The 18186-nt window shown below is 59.2% G+C and carries 12 protein-coding genes and 1 pseudogene; 4 read left to right on the top strand and 9 right to left on the bottom strand.

All coding sequences use genetic code 11. The features are described 5' to 3' along the window. Window positions 1-131: 131 nt before the first annotated feature. Window positions 132-1562 carry a polyurethane esterase gene (locus JFU58_RS20825; protein WP_201142040.1) on the top strand — a complete coding sequence of 477 codons (1431 nt, stop codon included), beginning with the start codon at window positions 132-134 and terminating at the stop codon, window positions 1560-1562. 675 nt (window positions 1563-2237) lie between these two features. Here JFU58_RS20825 and JFU58_RS20820 read toward each other — a convergent pair. Next, entirely contained in the window at window positions 2238-2462 is a 225-nt protein-coding gene (locus JFU58_RS20820) for a YgdI/YgdR family lipoprotein (protein ID WP_063030332.1), read from the bottom strand. Between the two features lie 188 nt (window positions 2463-2650). On the opposite strand from JFU58_RS20820, the gene JFU58_RS20815 reads away from it, so the two are divergent. Together JFU58_RS20815 and JFU58_RS20810 are read left to right on the top strand one after the other, a co-directional pair. Beyond that, complete coding sequence (locus JFU58_RS20815) at window positions 2651-4300, top strand: VRR-NUC domain-containing protein (RefSeq protein WP_201142038.1); 1650 nt, start codon at window positions 2651-2653, stop codon at window positions 4298-4300. Continuing rightward, on the top strand, window positions 4297-6585 hold the full coding sequence (locus JFU58_RS20810) for an ATP-dependent DNA helicase (RefSeq protein ID WP_201142036.1): 2289 nt from the start codon (window positions 4297-4299) through the stop codon (window positions 6583-6585). The genes JFU58_RS20815 and JFU58_RS20810 overlap by 4 nt, the downstream gene beginning before the upstream one ends. Here JFU58_RS20810 and JFU58_RS20805 read toward each other — a convergent pair. After that, entirely contained in the window at window positions 6545-7753 is a 1209-nt protein-coding gene (locus tag JFU58_RS20805; RefSeq protein ID WP_201142034.1) for a serine hydrolase domain-containing protein, read from the bottom strand. The genes JFU58_RS20810 and JFU58_RS20805 overlap by 41 nt on opposite strands. Before the next feature lie 58 nt (window positions 7754-7811). Continuing rightward, entirely contained in the window at window positions 7812-8771 is a 960-nt protein-coding gene (locus tag JFU58_RS20800) for an oxidoreductase (protein WP_201142032.1), read from the bottom strand. Window positions 8772-8870: 99 nt separating this feature from the next. Between JFU58_RS20800 and JFU58_RS20795 the strand changes: the two genes are divergently transcribed. Further along, window positions 8871-9776 (top strand): AraC family transcriptional regulator, encoded by a 906-nt coding sequence (locus JFU58_RS20795; protein ID WP_201142030.1) that lies wholly within the window; start codon window positions 8871-8873, stop codon window positions 9774-9776. A 6-nt stretch (window positions 9777-9782) separates the two neighbouring features. Here the strand turns inward: JFU58_RS20795 and JFU58_RS20790 are convergent, their stop codons facing one another. The 6 genes and pseudogenes from JFU58_RS20790 to JFU58_RS20765 form a co-directional block, all read right to left on the bottom strand. Beyond that, window positions 9783-11273: a hypothetical protein gene (locus JFU58_RS20790; RefSeq protein ID WP_201142028.1), complete on the bottom strand. Its 1491-nt coding sequence runs from the start codon at window positions 11271-11273 to the stop codon at window positions 9783-9785. A gap of 30 nt (window positions 11274-11303) precedes the next feature. Continuing rightward, the gene (locus tag JFU58_RS20785; RefSeq protein WP_201142026.1) at window positions 11304-13115 is read right to left on the bottom strand and encodes a hypothetical protein; all 1812 of its coding nucleotides are present in this window, start codon (window positions 13113-13115) and stop codon (window positions 11304-11306) included. A gap of 117 nt (window positions 13116-13232) precedes the next feature. Further along, on the bottom strand, window positions 13233-14561 hold the full coding sequence (locus JFU58_RS20780) for a hypothetical protein (RefSeq protein ID WP_201142024.1): 1329 nt from the start codon (window positions 14559-14561) through the stop codon (window positions 13233-13235). After that, window positions 14546-15463 (bottom strand): hypothetical protein, encoded by a 918-nt coding sequence (locus JFU58_RS20775; RefSeq protein WP_201142022.1) that lies wholly within the window; start codon window positions 15461-15463, stop codon window positions 14546-14548. The genes JFU58_RS20780 and JFU58_RS20775 overlap by 16 nt, the downstream gene beginning before the upstream one ends. A 49-nt stretch (window positions 15464-15512) precedes the next feature. After that, entirely contained in the window at window positions 15513-16973 is a 1461-nt protein-coding gene (locus JFU58_RS20770; RefSeq protein WP_201142020.1) for a hypothetical protein, read from the bottom strand. 122 nt (window positions 16974-17095) lie between these two features. Then, a pseudogene (locus JFU58_RS20765) lies at window positions 17096-18186 on the bottom strand (hypothetical protein); the annotation flags it as partial.

Raw genomic sequence — 18186 nt, 5'->3', positions numbered from 1 at the left:
GCCAGTCGGTTGATGGGTTGACTGATCCACCGCTTTCGCGAGCGAGCCCGCTCCCACATTGATCCGGTTCCAAGCGTTCATTTGTGCAAATTCGGCTTTCTCGACAATTCCAACAAAAGAGAGGCAATACCATGGGTGTTTTCGACTATAAAAACCTCGGGACCGAGGGCTCCAAAGCGTTGTTCGCCGATGCCATGGCGATCACGCTGTACTCCTACCACAACCTGGACAACGGCTTTGCCGTGGGTTATCAGCACAACGGTTTTGGCCTGGGGCTGCCGGCCACGCTGGTGGGTGCGTTGCTGGGCAGCACTGACTCGCAGGGGGTGATTCCGGGGATTCCCTGGAACCCTGACTCGGAAAAGGCCGCCCTTGAGGCGGTCAACAAAGCCGGCTGGACGCCCATCAGCGCCAGTACCTTGGGCTATGGCGGCAAGGTGGATGCCCGGGGCACGTTCTTCGGTGAAAAGGCCGGCTACACCACCGCGCAGGTGGAGGTGCTGGGCAAGTACGATGGTGACGGCAAACTGCTGGAAATCGGTATTGGTTTTCGCGGGACTTCGGGGCCTCGGGAAACCTTGATCACCGACTCCATTGGCGATCTGGTCAGTGATTTGCTGGCAGCGCTGGGGCCCAAGGATTACGCGAAAAACTACGCCGGCGAAGCCTTTGGCACCTTGCTCAAGGATGTCGCGGCGTATGCCGGCAGTCATGGCCTGACGGGCAAGGATGTGGTGGTCAGCGGCCATAGCCTGGGCGGCCTGGCGGTCAACAGCATGGCCGACTTGAGCGGCAATAAATGGTCTGGGTTCTACAAGGACTCCAACTATGTGGCCTATGCCTCGCCAACCCAGAGCAGCGGCGACAAGGTGCTGAATATCGGTTATGAAAACGACCCGGTGTTTCGCGCGCTGGACGGCTCGTCGTTCAACTTCTCGTCCCTGGGCGTGCATGACAAGCCCCATGAGTCGACGACGGACAATATCGTCAACTTCAACGACCACTACGCGTCGACGCTGTGGAATGTCCTGCCGTTTTCCATCGTCAATGTGCCCACCTGGCTTTCTCATTTGCCCACGGCCTATGGCGATGGCTTGACCCGGGTCCTGGACTCGAAATTCTACGACCTGACCAGCCGGGACTCGACGATTATCGTGGCCAACCTGTCGGACCCGGCCCGGGCCAATACCTGGGTGCAGGACCTCAACCGCAATGCCGAGCCGCACAAGGGCAACACGTTCATTATCGGCAGTGATGGTGATGACCTGATCCAGGGCGGCAAGGGTGTGGATTTCATCGAGGGCGGCAAGGGCAATGACACGATCCGCGACAACAGTGGGCATAACACCTTTCTGTTCGGCGGGCAGTTTGGGCAGGACCGAGTGATCGGTTACCAGTCCACCGACAAGCTGGTGTTCCGGGACGTGGAGGGCAGTGCGGACTGGCGCGACCATGCCAAAGTGGTGGGGGGCGATACGGTGCTGAGTTTTGGCGCGGATTCGGTGACGCTGGTCGGCGTTGGACTCGCCGGGGTTTGGGGCGATGGAATTTCCATCAGCTAAGTAGCGGGCCGCTGTTGTGGCGAGGGAGCAAGCTCCCTCGCCACAGGGTTAATCAGTATCGCAGGCTGGGTTATCTCCAGTAGTGACCGTGGTTCCAGTACGGACGGTGGGGTTGGCCGTACCCGTAGCCGTAATAATGACCCCGCGGCCAATAGCCTCGCGGGCCATAGCCGTAGCCCCAGTGGCCGTAATAGCGCGGGCCGGGAGGAGGGGCTGCACGATCACCACGCGCGATGGCGCCTGGCGGATGATGATGGTGTCGGCAAACACCGGCGTACTCGCCAGCGCAGCCCACATCAAGGGAATGAGTAGCAGAGTGCGCACCGCTCGGGACATGAATGCCATGGCCATGGTTCTCCGTCATACCGCTTTCGAAGTTGAAGGCGGTTGATCGGTTAAACGCAGGGGCAGGGGGAAATCCTTCGGTGAAATATTGTTTATTTTGCACAAGCCGGCATTAGTGTTGGCAGTGCCGACGCCATCGCAGCCTCGCCAAGGCTCGACAGCTCCCACAGTTTTGTGATCGCTGATGTGGGAGCTGTCGAGCCTTGGCGAGGCTGCGATAGGATCGCTAAGGTGCACCTGGCAAACCGAGTTGTCTGCATCGCGGGCAAGCCCGGCTCCCACAGGGGCGTGCATTGCAAAGAAAAGTGGGAGCCAACGGGCTCCCACTTTTTATTTCTCCTTGATCACGGTCGCGACGTCAGAGGCCTTGACCCGTACATGCTTGCCGGCGATGTCGGTGAATTCGTAGAAACCATCAGCGGTCTTCGCGTTCGGCACGTCCTTGGTCAAATACTGGGTGCCGTTCTGCAACGTCACCACGGTTTGCGTGGAGCAACCGGCCAGTACCAGCAACGTGACCATACTCACCGCCAGACCCAAATTCTTCATGCTCATAACCCTTACCCTGATCCTTCGAAAACCCCGCGCCTGAGCGGTCGGGGGAAACATATTTTATGTGGCTGACAGCCATCTGATCATTATTACGCAAAAAGTTGCGTGCGCCTTTGATCTATTACCGATTGCAACAGCCGCTCAGGGACGGCACTCTGTATGCATAACCAGTGTTTGATCCCGTGCCTGATATGTCCAATCCCCTTGAAGACCCGCTCTATTACCTGCATAACTTCCGCCAGGTGCTCGATTGGCTGGGGCAGCGCTATGCCGATTTACTGGCCCCGGACGAAGAGCATTTCATTCAGCAATTTGACAGCTTGCCGCAGTCGTCCCAGGCCTTGCTGGTGCGCATGGTGATGCGCAAGGGCGCGCATTTCCGGGCCGCCAAGCTCAATTATGTCGAAATCGGCGCGGTGCACGAGGCGGTGATGCCGTTGCTGGAGCAGGGGTGGGTGACAGATCAGTGCCTGTTGTCGTTTGGCGAGCTGTTTGGCCTGTTGCAGAAAGCTGAAATCCTGGCGGCGTTCAAACCCTGGATCGAGCAACCCAGGGCCAAAAAGGCAGATTGGCTGGAGTCGCTGTCAACGCAGTTTTGTGAACCGCGTCACTTCCAGCACTGGTGCCCGGACCTGGCCGATCAGCTTTACAGTCTCACCGTGATGGACCTGTGCGACCGGCTGCGGCTGATGTTCTTCGGCAATCTCTATCAGGACTGGTCGGAGTTTGTGCTGGCGGACCTGGGTATTTTTACCTACGAGAAAGTCGAATTCTGCGCCGAATCCCGGGGATTGCGCAGCCGTGACGACGTGCACGGCTTTCTGTTCCTGCACCAGTGCCAACAGGCTTTTGAAGCGGGTGAGGCACTGGATAACGTGCTGGAACAAATCGCCACCTTGCACACCGACAACCCCTGGCTGGAAAAGCGTCGGGCCAAGCTGTTGTTTCAAGTCGGCCAGTATTGTGAGCGCAGCGCCGAGTTGGCCCTGGCGGAGGCGATCTACCGCAGCTGCACATACCCCGGCGCACGGGCACGGCTGATCCGGGTGCTGGAGCGTCAGGAGGATTTTGCCCAGGCGATGCGGCTGGCCCGTGAAGCACAGCTGGCTCCGGAGAGCGCTGCCGAGCAGCAGCACCTGTTGCGTGTGATCCCCAGGCTGCGGCGCAAACTCGGCGAGCCGGCGATGCCCAAGGTAAAGCCCCGGGCTATCGTGCGCCTGGACCTCGAACTGCCGGCCCCGGACCCGCTGATGTCGGTGGAGTATTGCGTGCAGGCCCACTTGAGCGACCACGGTACGCCAGTGCATTACGTCGAGAACACGCTGATCAATTCGTTGTTTGGACTGCTGTGCTGGCCGGCGATTTTTGCGCCGTTGCCGGGGTCGTTTTTCCACCCGTTCCAGCGTGGTCCCGTGGACCTGCACAGCGAAGACTTTCATCAGCGGCGAGCCGAGCTGTTCGCCGAGTGCCTGGGCCAACTGGACGATGAGCGCTACAAGCACACCATTCGCCAGCGTTACGTCGACAAATGGGGCATTCAGTCACCCTTCGTGTTCTGGAACGTACTCAGCGAAGAACTGCTCGACCAGGCCCTCGATTGCCTGCCCGCCGCACACCTGCGCCATTGGTTCGAGCGCCTGCTGCTGGATATCCGTGCCAACCGCGCCGGCATGCCCGACCTGATCCAGTTCTGGCCCGAGGAAAAAACCTACCGCATGATCGAAGTCAAAGGCCCCGGCGATCGCCTGCAAGACAACCAGCTGCGCTGGCTGGAGTTCTGCGGCGAACATCAGATGCCCGTGACCGTCTGTTATGTGCGCTGGGCGGAGCAGGCGGCTTGAGTTACAGCGTCGCGGTGCGTGCGTTGTGTGAATTCACCGCCAAGGTCGGCGACCTCGACCTGCGTTTTACCCCGTCTCCCAGCGCCCAGGAAGGGATTGTCGGCCACCGCACCGTGGCTTCGCGGCGCAGCGCCCACTACCAGAATGAAGTCGCGCTGGAAGGTGAATACCAGCAGTTGAAAGTCCGGGGCAGGGCGGATGGCTACGACCCGGATCGCAACCAGCTGGAAGAGGTGAAAACCTATCGCGGCGACCTCGACAAGCAGCCGGCCAACCATCGGCAACTGCACTGGGCCCAGGTCAAGGTCTACGGCTGGTTGATGTGCCAGAAGCTCGGGTTGTCGGAGATTGTCCTGGCGCTGGTGTACTTCGATATTGTTGGCGAGCACGAAACGCTGCTCAGCCAACGCTTTCAGGCGGACGACCTGCAGGCATTCTTCCATCAGCAATGCGCGCTGTTCCTCGGCTGGGCCGAACAGGAAATGCACCAGCGCGAAGCCCGCAACGCCGCAGCAACTGCACTGGGCTTTCCCCATGCAGCGTTTCGTCCCGGTCAGCGGTCACTCGCGGAAACGGTCTACAAGGCTGTCAGCACCGGTCGCTGCCTGATGGCCCAGGCGCCCACCGGTATCGGCAAGACCGTCGGCACTATTTTTCCGATGCTCAAGGCCATGGCGCCCCGGCAACTGGACAAGGTGTTCTTCCTTACGGCCAAGACCCCGGGCCGAAAATTGGCGCTGGATGCCGCGCAAGTGCTGTATGACAGCAGCCCGGATTTGCCGCTGCGGGTACTGGAGCTGGTAGCCCGGGACAAAGCCTGCGAGCATCTCGACAAAGCCTGTCACGGCGACTCGTGTCCACTGGCCAAGGGTTTTTACGACCGCTTGCCGGCTGCCCGTGAAGCCGCATCCCGCGTGCGACTGCTGGACCAGCGCAACCTGCGGGAAGTCGCGCTGGCCCATGACGTCTGCCCCTATTACCTGAGCCAGGAAATGGCGCGCTGGAGCGATGTGGTGGTCGCCGACTACAACTACTACTTCGACTTCGGCGCCATGCTGTTCGGCCTGGCGCAGCTCAACCAGTGGCGGGTCGCGGTGCTGGTGGACGAGGCCCATAACCTGGTGGACCGAGGTCGTTCGATGTACAGCGGAGCCCTCGACCAATACACCCTCAAGACCCTGCGGGAGATCGCGCCCGAGCCGCTGAAGAAGCCCCTCCAGCGCCTGAACCGTGAGTGGAATGCCTTGCACAAGGAACAAGTGGCGCCGTATCAGGCTTATGCCCAGAAGCCCGACAAACTGCTGCACGCCTTGAGCCTGTGTACCAGCGCCATGGGCGAGTATTTCAACGACCATCCCGAAGCACTCAATGGCGAGCTGCAAGCCTTCTACTTCGAGGCCTTGCAGTTTGCCAAGGTCGCCGAACTGTTCAACGAACACTTCATCTTCGACATCAGCAAGCGCGAACACAGCGGCAAACGCAGCTCATCGAACCTGTGCCTGCGCAACGTGGTGCCTGCCGAATTCATTCGGCCACGGCTGACGGCAGCCCGCAGCAGCGTGCTGTTTTCCGCAACCTTGAGCCCTCGGCATTACTACGCGGATTTGCTGGGAATGCCGCCGGACACGGCCTGGGTCGATGTGGAATCGCCGTTCAAGGCCGAGCAGTTGCAGGTGCATATCGTCGACCGGATCTCCACCCGGTTTGTGCATCGACAGGCGTCCCTGGAGCCCATCGTCGAGCTGATCGCAGCGCAGTTTGCGCAGCAGCCGGGCAACTACCTGGCGTTCTTCAGCAGCTTCGATTATCTGCAGCAAGTGGCGCAATTGCTTGCCGAGCGGCACCCGCACATCACCCTGTGGCAGCAGTCACGGGGCATGGCCGAGGCCGAACGTCAGGGGTTTCTCGACCAGTTCACCCAGCACAGCCAGGGCATCGGTTTTGCCGTGCTCGGCGGCGCATTCGGCGAAGGCATCGACCTGCCGGGAACCCGCCTGATCGGTGCATTTATCGCCACCCTGGGCCTGGCGCAACTCAACCCGGTGAATGAGCAGCTCAAACTGCGGATGGGCGCGATCTTCGGTGCCGGTTACGACTACACCTACTTGTACCCTGGCATCCAAAAGGTGGTGCAGGCCGCGGGGCGGGTGATTCGCAGCCAGCAGGACCGGGGCGTGGTGATGCTGATCGATGACCGCTTTGGTGAAGCGCGGGTACGGCAGCTATTGCCGCGCTGGTGGTCGATCACTTCGGCGGATACACCGCATCCCGTAACTGGTGGGTGAACAGACCGGACATGCCTTCGTAGGCCGTATTGGTCAGTGCAACCACCGTGAGCTTTTGCTGCGGGTCGACAAACCAGCTGTGACCGTAGGCGCCGCCCCACTCAAAGGTGCCCCGGGATTGCGGCGTGCCCGTCAGCGCGGGGTCATTCAGCACCGCCCAGCCATAACCGAAGCCCCAACCCGGGTCCTGGGTTTGCACCATGGCGCCGACGTGATCGGTGACCATCAACTGCACGCTGTGTGCGGACAGGATCGGTGCGCCGCCCTGGCGAATGGTTTCCAGGAACCGCGCAACGTCACCTGCCGTCCCGGCCATGCCAGCGCCGCCGGAAGGGTACGCATGGGAATCGAGAATCCGCCGCACATCAAACAGCGCAGTGCTGTTGCCCGAGGTGATGGTGGCCTTGTCGACCATGCGCAGCGGCTGCGGTGATCCATCCTGATAGGCGGCGGACAGGCGTTTTATATCCGTCACGGAAAACTCGGTATCGGTTAGTCCCAGCGGTCCGGTGACTGACTCGCGCATCAATACCGGCAGGCTCTGGCCCGACGCTTGTTCCAGTACCGCACCCAGCACATCGGTGGCCATCGAGTATTGCCAGCCTTTGCCCGGCGGGTAACTCAGGGGCACGCTGGCGATGCGCTTCAGATTCTCGGCAAAGCTGATCTCGGGCTCGCCCAAACCATCGGAAACCCCGGCGGTGCGGTAGGGACCTCGGGTACTTTCCAGGAATCCATAGCTCAGGCCCGCGGTGTGGTTAAGCAACTGGCTGACGGTGATCACCGGTGTGGTGCCATCCGCCAGCTTGGGATTGAAGTCAGGAAGCCAGCGGCTGACCGGATCGTCCAGGCCCAAGCGACCTTGTTCCACCAGGTGCATCGCGGCGGCGGAGACCAGCGGTTTGGTCACCGATGCCAGGCGAAAGATCGTGTCCTCTGTCATCGGGCGCCCGGCTTCGCGGTCCGCCAGGCCGGCAGCACGGTGATACACCAGCTGCCCGTCCCGCAGCACCAGCACCACGGTGCCCACCAGGCGCTTGTCGGCAATGGCGCTGTCGACCACCGCATCCACCCGCTTGGCGAGCAGCGGGTCCGGGCTGTCGGCGCAGGCGAGGGTGGCGCAAAGGGAGGCGGCAAGGGGCACGAGGTAGCTGGCAGGAGGCTGCATGGTTCAGGTCGCTCATTGGCAGTGCATGACTGCCAAATATGAACGCCAGGGGCCCGGACTACAACGTGACATTGCACAACTGTTGACTCAGTGCCCATAAGCGTTCGGCCTGTTCCGGGTCGACCGCCCAGGGCCATACGCCGTTACGGCGGGTGTCATCCTGCGACCAAGCGGCCACATCGCAATCTTCGCAGTAGAGTCCGCCCATATCCTCCAGTTGCGGGCTGACAGCGCACCACACCGACGTCGCGGCGCCTTGCTCGGGGCTCTTGTAGTGACTGGCGGGGCGGATATTGCCGTGCTCATCCAGTGCGCCGACGAATGCCAGGTCGTCCTTGTCCAGATAGCGGATCAAGTCGGTGAGGATTTCCCCCGGGTGCACGGAAAATGCGCGCACGTGCTCTGCTTTACCTCGTCGGTCCAGTGCTACCGCGAATAGTGCGTTGGCGGTTTTTGATTGGCCGTAGGCGAGCCACTTGTCATAGGGGCGGTGTTCAAATTGCGGGTCATCGAAATGCACGGGGCTGAGACGATGGCCGAGGGACGATACCGAAACCACGCGTGCGCCATTCGCCTCACGCAGCGCCGGCCACAACCGGGCGGTTAGCTGGAAGTGGCCCAGGTGGTTGGTGGCGAACTGCGCTTCGAGACCTCGCGCATCCCGTTGCAGGGGGGTGGCCATGATTCCGGCGCTATTGATCAGAAGGTTCAATGCCCGGCCGCTGGCGAGGAAGTTTTCGGCAAAACGGTCGATGGAAATCGGGTCGAGTAAATCCAGGCTGGCGTGTTCAACACCGATGATGCCCGAGAGGTTGCGTTCGGCCTTTTCAGGATCCCGGGCGGGAACGATCACCTGCGCACCCGCGTCGACCAACACGCGCACCGTTTCCAGGCCAATGCCCGAATAGCCACCGGTGACAATCACCGTCTTGCCTCGCAAATCGCTACCCGCCAAGGCTTGCTGGGCGGTAGTGCCGGCATCGAAGCCGCTGCCAATTGGGGTTTGTTTGTCAGCCATGAAAGATCTCCTTATGGGAGGCCTAGGGTCTATCGCTGGAGCCCGGACGCGGAATGCCCTAGAGTCCGTGTTTCTGTCGCGATCGTCCGGAGCTTTTTTATGGATACCCTTTCCGATGTGCTGGCACTGTTAAAAAGCCATCGCTCGACCTTCGCCGGCCTGAAGGCTGGAGGCACCTGGGCCATCAACTTTGCGGCGCCGGATGGCATCAAGTTCAATGCGGTGGTGGAGGGCAGTTGCTGGTTGGAAGTGGAGGGGCTGGCCGTGCCAATACGCTTGTATGAGGGAGACTGTTTCCTGTTGACCCAGGCACGCCCGTGGAGGCTGTCCAGCAATCTGGCCTCTGAAGGGCTCGATGCACGTGAGGTGTATGCCGATGCGGTAGGAGGCATCGCCACGGTGGGTGCCACGGTGGATCTGTTCCTGATCGCCGGACGATTTATCTACGGGGATGACGCCCGACTGTTGCTGGCCAGCCTGCCGCCGGTGCTGCGGGTGAGCGCCAACTCCGAACAGGCCGCCGTATTGCGCTGGTGCCTGGACCGCTTGGCCAGGGAATACGCGAGTCCGTTACAGGGCGCGGCGCTGATGACCGAGCATTTGGCGCAAATGATGTTGGTGCAGATCCTGCGGCTTTATCAATCTTCCATGGGCGCGCATACCACTGGCTGGTTGGGAGCGTTGACCGACCCAAGGTTGGCTCCGGTGCTGCGGGAACTTCACGCAGCACCCGCCCGGCGCTGGACGTTGAGTGAAATGGCCGTGCTTGCGAGCCAATCCCGCTCCACCTTTGCCTTGCACTTCAAACAACGGGTGGGGTTGGCGCCACAAGAATACCTGACCCGGTGGCGCATGCACCTGGCAGTGCAGGCCTTGAAGGCCAGCGACAACAGCGTGTCCACGATCGGCCAGGCCCTGGGTTATCAGTCAGACAGCGCCTTCAGCAATGCCTTCAAGCGTGTGATGGCCTGTTCTCCCCGAGAGTATCGCGAGCGAACTGCATAAACCGTATTACCTCATTTCCCACACCTGCAGCTTCGAGTAACGGGGGAGCTGTCCGTTGCGATCGAGGCTGTAATACACCTTCACGATTTCGCCTATTTGAAGACCATCCACTGATATCGTGACGCGCAGCGCCTGGCCGGCCGTGTCTGCGTTCAGGGTGGTGGTTACGGTAGTTCTCGACTGGCTGGCGATCCATTGCAAGGTCACGGTGTCGCCGGGTGCGGTCTCGGTGAACGGTACGATGACCGTCACTTGGTGCTCGCCTTGCGCATGCTCAACCTGCGCCTGGGGTAGACGACTGACGGGTTCGCCTACCTGCAATTCCAGGCGAAGGGACTCATGAGCGGGCAAGGGGGCAATGCGTTCGTAATACAGTTCGGTGAGCTGGTTAGCCAGCGTTTTGAGTTGCGCTCCATCCACCGTCAACACGATGGTGCGATCTTCCGGAATCTCGTCCAGCGTGTGTTCCTGGGTGTAGATCGTTGTATCTGCCTCCCATACCAGGCGCATCTGCATCGGTGCATCCCAGCCAGCGGGCGCAGTGAACACCACGGTGGCCTTGGCGATGTTCGGGTCCAGACGGCCCCCTTCCGCCTCCAGAACCTGGGGTGCCGACCATGGACTACCTGCGCCGCGCGCACCGATCCGGGTGGTTCTCGATGGCAGTTCCCGCTCGAGAGAGGGCGGCTCGTTCAGTACGGCGTCGAGGTCGACATTAACCCACGTGATGGGTGACCAATTAGTGTCCGAGTCAGGGTCCATATTCACGGCCGGGTAATTGCCGACGGCATCGATTACCTGCATTGCTACCGAGATATGCGGGCTGCTTCCTGCGTCCAGGACGACCTCCGTGGGCACTTTAATTGAAAAAGGTCTGCCCAACTCAGGCGTCCTCACCACATGAGAAAAACCTTGAGAACCCCAGACGATATTGCAGGTATCGAACTCCGCCATGTTGAGGTAAGGCTGGACATCAAGAATGATGCCCAGCACTGCCCTGTGACGAGTCACCACCTCGCCCGCCTGCAAGTCGGGGGGCATTCTAAATACGAAGCCCTGATGGCCCACGGTATCCGGGTCTGGATCGCGCCCACCGGGACGGTCCAGTTTGATCCGCACCTTCAGGTTATTTGACTCCACCGTGCCTTCGCGAGGTTCCTGAACAGTGCAATACGGGTGGGCCCACGTTGGCAGGACGTTGTGTTTGTCCACCCTGAGGGAAATTCTCGGGGCGTTCTGGTTCCCACTGTTTATGACCACGTAATCTTCCGGGACCGGGCCATCCCAATAGAGAAATATCTCGGTGCCGAGCGCGTACGTGCGCTCTGGGTAAAGCGTCGGCCTCACATCATGCTCCACATGCCGAAGGCCCAGGCCGCCGCTGGATTGGGTGGCGGCTTCATCTTCCAGGATCGGCGGCGTCAGGTTGTGGATGACAAGTTCGGGTTTATCGTCGGCACGGGGGCCGCCCGCGTCTTTTTTGGGCGCACGAGACATGGTGAAACCTCCACGATATAGGGGCTGCAATCAATTCGGCAGGTTCTCATCGTCAACCGTATGCCTGCGTGCTATCCGCACCGTCGTCACGCCTGAGTAACGCTGCGGTGTCCCGCCCAGATTGACCAGCCAATAGACTTTTACGATGCGGTTGAGGTTATCCAGTACAAATTTTGCCGGCACCTTGACCCGTGCCTCACCTGGGGTATTGGCACGCACCAGCATTTCGATACGGTTGCCCGGGCCGAACCAGTGCAAGCGGATATCCCGGCCAAGCGGCGGGTTGGGAAGGGTGACCCACACGCCGTCTGGCACCAGATCCGGGTCAAGCCGGTGGCCGATGACTCTTTCCACCTCGGGTGCCGCCATGGGCGCCCAACGCTCGCCTACCAGCAGGTTTTTACGCGCTGATTGCCCCAGCAACCGAGGGATGGCGCGGCTATCGGTGGCTTCGTAGTACATCACCGAAGGCCGTCCCTCAAAACGCTTGGTCTGGGCGCCTGGCACATGAAACTCAAGCACATTGTGCTCCGGACGCTCGCCGGCACTGCGGCTGAACCGGTACTCCACGGCACCCTCCGGGTCGGGTACCAGCCAGACCAGGGTGATCAGGTCTGTGGGTTTCCAGCTTTCCTGATAAGGCACGTAGGCGTAACCATCAAAAGGTACGGGTTGCACATGGGCGAAGGGTTGCACCTCGTTCATGTACGGCGCGGCCCATGGTGCGACCACGCCCTGAACCGTTACGTAGTCGGCGACCGAGTGAAAGGTTATGCCTTCGATAAATTTGTGAAGTGTGTATTGCACCTTGGCGTGGCCCTGGACCAGCTTCGCCACCAGCTCATGGCCTATCGGGAACTCAAATAATTTGTTGCTTTGGTCTATCCGCGTTTTCTCGCCATAGGTGACTGGATTTCCATGGGCGTCGGTGCCCTGGAAGAAAAACTCCAGCGTGTCGTTAGGCGAGAAGTAGTTGGGGTCGGCGTAGACATTCGCCGTAATCGATTTTCCCTCAAGTTTCGCCAGATCGATCACCCGGGTTTGCGGGTCGGCCTCGTTGATAAACGGCGCATACAGGAAGTCGTCCCGGGCAAACACCCTTACTTCACTGGCTGCCGACCAGGGTGCAGCAGGATCGGAATCGTTTCCGGTGTGCCCACGCACCTGAAACTGCACGCTCAGCCGATCACTATCGCCAGCGGCGATAATTGTGTCGTAGGGCACCACCAGGATGATGGAGCGCCGCAAGTCTTTTTCACTGACCGAATGGGTCACTTGCTGATCACCCCAGCACAGCAACAAGCGGTCCCCGACTGCGATGAATGGGTAGGGCAGCACTTCGACTTCGATACCCTCGCGGGCGCGCTTGTTGCTGACGCCGTTAACCATCACGTCGGCAGGCAGTTTAAAAACCAACCCCTGGTGCCCCGGTGTCGTTACGTCGGGTTCGAGCCCGCCAGGCATGTTCAGGTCAACCCGCAGGCGCAGGGTCTGGGTCGACTCGCCGGTGAGGTTGTTCCGGCATACCAGTGGGTCAATCAACAGCGGCCTGATACTGGCCGCCGGCAGCAGCAGCGGTAGCCGCGCCTGTTGCAAGTCGCCAGGTTGGACAAAGGTATGAGCCACCGGTATCAGCGGGTCATTGCTGAACAATTCGAGTAAATCACCATTGGCCATCCTTGAGGACGTGTGCACGTAAACCACTTGGGGCGTCTGGATATTTCGAAGGCCCAGGCTACCGTCAATGCCCACGTCACCGGCACTGGCTGGAAACAACCCTGGCACCTCAAGGCTACCCAATTCAGCAGTGGGTTGGGGTACGTCTGTAATGACTGTGGACATCGCAGTGACTCCTATCTGGGTGGCCCCCTTCGAGGCGTACGAGGTACATACGTTATTTGCTGCCAATACGATTCGACACGGGGGTAGTTCGACTATGCCCAGTATTCAGGGAGCGAATTAGAGCGATCGGAACAGGATATAATCGATTTCATAGTCGTTACCTTCATGGGTGGGGAAGTGACTAACGATGCTGAGGTCAATCCAGGAATTGTTAGTCGTGAATACTCCGCTGATTGTCACCCAAGTGTTGGGGGCGGAAAGTGTCACCTGCTGAGTAAGTGCACCCTCTGTTGTGCTGAGTGAGAGGATGGGTGCATAGTGCCAAGCGTCCGCTCTTCGTGCTCTTATTGAGAACTCGTATTGACGTCCCGGCCCCATATTGTTGAATCGTTTACTTAAAATGACGCCCGCCTTGTTGCCGGGAGGGAAGGTGTAGTTACGAAACACTGTATTTCCATCATAAACCCTGAACGCAATATCTCTATTGTCGCTAAGCGCGGGTCCTCGCACCCAGCCATTCAAGTTGCTACCGGTGAAAGGTGTATGGTCATATTGGCCTGGAACACTACGAATAGAGAGTACATAAATTCGTGAAAAGCGCCGGGGAACATTAGCTCTGGCCAAGTTGTAGGTGATCCGCACCGTTCTACCTATATTGCCGTCGACGAAACGGCGCGCTACTGGGATGAGAAGTGCCTTTCCTGCTTGCTCTTTACTGAGTCTGACCTCAATTGATGTATCCAGGGCATCACCGTCCCAAGTTAATGTGATGATGTCATCTTCAACGCTATCTGTGAGAGGGACAGTTACTGTCACGTTCGCGCCAATATCTGCGGGGTCGAGATGGTTGCCAAACGTCTTTTCAACGGTCACAGCGGGTAATGTTCTGGTCGGTTCTCCCACTTGTAGCTGCATTCGCAGCGACTGGTGATGGGGCGTGCGATCAATACGCTCGTAATACACCTCGACGGGCAAGGTATTAAAACGTCGGACTTGTGCGCTCGGCACCGTATAGCTCAATCGCCGGTCTACAGGAATGGCCTCCAGAAATATCTCATCAGAAAAGTTGACCCCGGGGGCGACCCAGACCACGCGAATTCGAGTGCCCGGTGTCCAACCATCCTGCGCACTGAATCTCATCGTCGCAATTGAGTTGGCGTCGATCTGTCCGTTAGGTGCCTGGTCAATGGTCGGAGCCGGCCATTCGATCAATTGCCCGATAACCTGTACACGCACTTTTCGTGACGGGTACCAGGTATTGGTCACGATCTTGTACACCTCGTAATACATGATCGCGATACCGCCCGCGATGACCCTAAGCAACTCATTCTCGACTTCGAACTCCATCAAGTGATTTTTGCGGTCGACGAATCTGGTTTCCGTATGAAAGAAGGGTATGTTTTGTATGTCGCGGCCCTGCCACTCAAACCTCACCGTGTCACCCACCTCAAAAAATCCGGGTCGGTCCACAGATAAATCAATTGCGCCGCTCCTCCGAGTTCTTCCATGTCAACGATCTCCCCTGGCTGCTCAAGCCAAGGCCCTCGCGGCCGTGGGACTCCAAGGTTGACGTTGACCCGACTGATTTCGGACCAGTTGGCGTCGGTATTGGGGGCAGGGTAGTTACCGCCCATGTCGATGATCTGCATCGCCACCGGCAGCGTGTCTTCGTAGTCGTCATGCCTGATCACGTCTGCGGTGACGACGACGTCAAACGAGCGCATCACCTCCTTTTCTGAAACGACGTAAGGGACTATTTGGGAACCCCAGGCAATCAAACAGGTGTCACCCGCTGCCATGTTTTCGTAGGGTTCCACCCTAAGCGCTACACCTCGATTGGCTCTGATCTGATCCACATGACTGCCGGCGGCCAGGTCTTCAGGCAGGAAAAACACCAGGCCTTGGTTGCCTGGGGTATCCGGGTCCGGATCCGGGTCTCCAGGGCGGTCACGCTTGACGCGTAGCCTTAAAGGTTCGGTTTTGGACGCGTTGCCGCTGGGGCGCCGAATGATGCAGTAGACTTCGGCCCAATCCGCCAGAATCAGTTCTTTAGGGGCTATGAGTTCGAAATGTCGGTTTCCCTGGTTCTCAGGTTGGATGACGATGTAGTACACCGGTAGTACGGGATCGCTCCAGTGGAGGTAGATCTGGGTGTTTAACGGCAGTACAGCCGGAGGCACCAGCACCACCACCAAGTCGTGTTCGACATGCCGCAGGCCGATGCCGCCGTCATAGTCGCCAAAGCCTTTGAGCGGTGGGTACAGGTCATCGATAAATACCGGACCAATCATGTCGTATTCTTCGTCATCGAGCGGATGCTCGGAATCTACTTCCGGTGCACGAGACATTGGGCAACCTCCAGCGTCGAACGGGCGCTTTTAATAGTCAAAACCAGGTTCAAACCTCTGCGGCCGGTGGGCCAATCTGGACTACTTGGCGATCGGATTCGTTTATGTCCGCGGTGGCGTTCAGATATTGTTCCGGCTCATAGACGTAATAGAGCTCAGGGGTAAGGCGGTTGAACTTCAAGAGCTCGCTGTAGGGAATCAGGCGCCTGATCGGTATGCCTTCCGGCACATTGCCGACGGTAAACCGGTCGGTATACAGGGTCACCTCATTACTACCCGGCAACACGTGACGCAGTATCAGCTCGATTTTGTCCGTGGGGTTGCGCCATGGGTACCACGGGATCTCCACGGCACCGCCCTCCCTGGGAATGGGGTTGAGCACATGGTTGGTGTGGTTCAGGAAGAACGGTGCACTTAGCTTCACAATCGCATCCACCACCTGTGCGGTCGCAAACTTCGAATACCGCGTAGGCACACCTGTCTTGAGCAGCAGGTAGCTGATTTCCGCTCTGCCGCCAGCACAGGCGCGTACCTTTTCATTGGGTATGAAGAAGTCTTCCGCTCTGCCGGCAAACTCGATGGTGATGTACTTTTCCTCCAATACAACGCCCCCCAGCTTCGGATAACCACGGTAGGTCACATGGTAGGTATGACCTGCGGGGCCTTGAAAAGGGGGCAGGTAGAGCTGTATATGCAAAGGCTGGCCATTCAGCCGCTCAAGGTCGATGAAACCTTCAACATCCTGGGTATTGAAAATAGGTGCAGCCAGGGTGTCGCGATCAAGGTCTATCAGCACCGGAATGTTCCGCGAACGCGGCGTGGAAACATTCCCGACCAAGTCAGCCACGCTGAAACTCACCAACCGGTTGGTGCCGTTACCGGCCTCGACAATACCGTCACGGCTGATTGCGATCTCTGTCTGTTTGCCGACACCCGAAACCTGCTGACGCGGCGCATTGTAGTTGCCGAACTTCAGCGCGATCAGGTCTCCGCTATCCATATTCGGATAGGGATCGACGGTGACCGTCACCAGCCTGGATTGAAACTCTCTGATTTCGAGGTAGTTAGGCTTGAAGTTGAGTTCGGAGTGGCCTGGGATAATTTGATTTTTGTCGGCGCCTGCCGGTTGGGTTCTTTTGATTCGTACGTCCAAGGGATTAGAGGTGTCGGAGTCCGGGCCGCCTTCATAGTGCACCACGTAGCCCAGCGTCACGCTCCCTTCGGGAAGGCTGCTGTCGGGAATGGCAAACGCGAAGCTGTTGTCCGTCTCTTCTCCCGGCATCAACGTTTTTTCCGCCAGGACGTTCAAGCCTGGCATCGAAACAACCTGGATTTTATCCTTGGGCTTCGCCGACCAGGTTTTGTACACGATCACGGTCAGGCCATGAGTCAGTAGCCGTAGAGGGATCCCGCCAGCATAGTTAGCAAACCCCGGTGACATGCCAGGGATGAACAATTGATCCAGAAACTTGGGTTTAGCCGCGGATGTCTTGGTTTTTTTGGTCGGCATGGCGTTCTCCGGTCTGGCAGTGGGTACGTGATACAGGAATCGCTCCTGAGTTTTTGAATTATCAAATACCGGTCGTGGATAGCTTGGCTACTGTCAGAATTAACAGGTTCCGACGGATGGTATTAACCGATTTGCACGCGCTGGCGAACAGACTCGTTCAAGTCCAGGGAGCGAGCCCTGACCTGCGCGGACTCATACACGTAATAAAGCTCAGGGCTGAAACCCTCGAATCGTTCAAGGTCCTTGCGATAGATCAAACGCCTGATGGGCGCGCCATCGGCCCACGCTGTGCCCACGACACGCGGCTCGCTGAACACAATGGTTTCGTTGAGCGATTTCACGTACCGCAGGATCACGGTGATGCTGTCTGTGGGCTTGCACCATGGGTACCAGGGGATACTCACGATCGCCGAATCGGGTATGGGCGCCACGACGTGCCCTGGGTAGCGTTCAAAAAACGCAGCCGCCAGGCGCACCACCGACCCCCTCACGCGGGCGAAGGTTTTTTGCGACACCAGGTCTGACGGTTCCGTGCGCTTGCGCAGGACGAAGCTGGTTTCAATCTTGCCCCCGGCGGCGGCGCGGACCACGCTGTAGGGCACCGGGTGATTGACGGGCACCCCGGCCCTGACAATCTCTTCAAACCCCCGGTAGGTGACCACGCCGCCTAATGGTGGGTAGGCGCGGAACGAGATGTCATACAGGTCTCCCGGCTTGCCGACCTGGGCAGCGGTGTACAGCTCGAGTTGCAGGCTCTCGCCGTTGAGCCGGTCCGGGTCGATGTAGCCCAACGGGTCATCGGTGATGATGGCCGGGCCGTCGGGTTTTGCGCCGGCCAGGTCGACAACCACCTCAAGGTACCTGGAGCTTTGTACGGAAGGATTGCCGACCAGGTCGACCGGATAAAAGTTGACCAACAAGCCATAGCTGTCGCCCGCCTCGACAATCTGCGCATGGCTGATGGAGATGTGGGTCTGCTGCCCGACGCCCTCGACCGGCTGCAAGAGGGTCAAGCCCCCCCACTGGAAGTGGATGACGTCTTGCGCATGCATGTTCGGGTAAGGCTCGATGGTCGCGATAACGCCCCGGGCGGCTTCGGGTGGGTAGATTTGCAGGGCGGAGAGGCTGAATGAGAGCGCTGGGTGTCCTTCCGGCAGGTGACCGCTGTCCGGGCCGCCGGGTAAATCGGTTTTAATCAGCACATTCAGGGGCA

The organism is Pseudomonas sp. TH34, from assembly GCF_016650865.1.
Lineage (GTDB): Bacteria > Pseudomonadota > Gammaproteobacteria > Pseudomonadales > Pseudomonadaceae > Aquipseudomonas > Aquipseudomonas yamanorum.
This window is presented reverse-complemented; position numbering and strand designations above follow the sequence as displayed.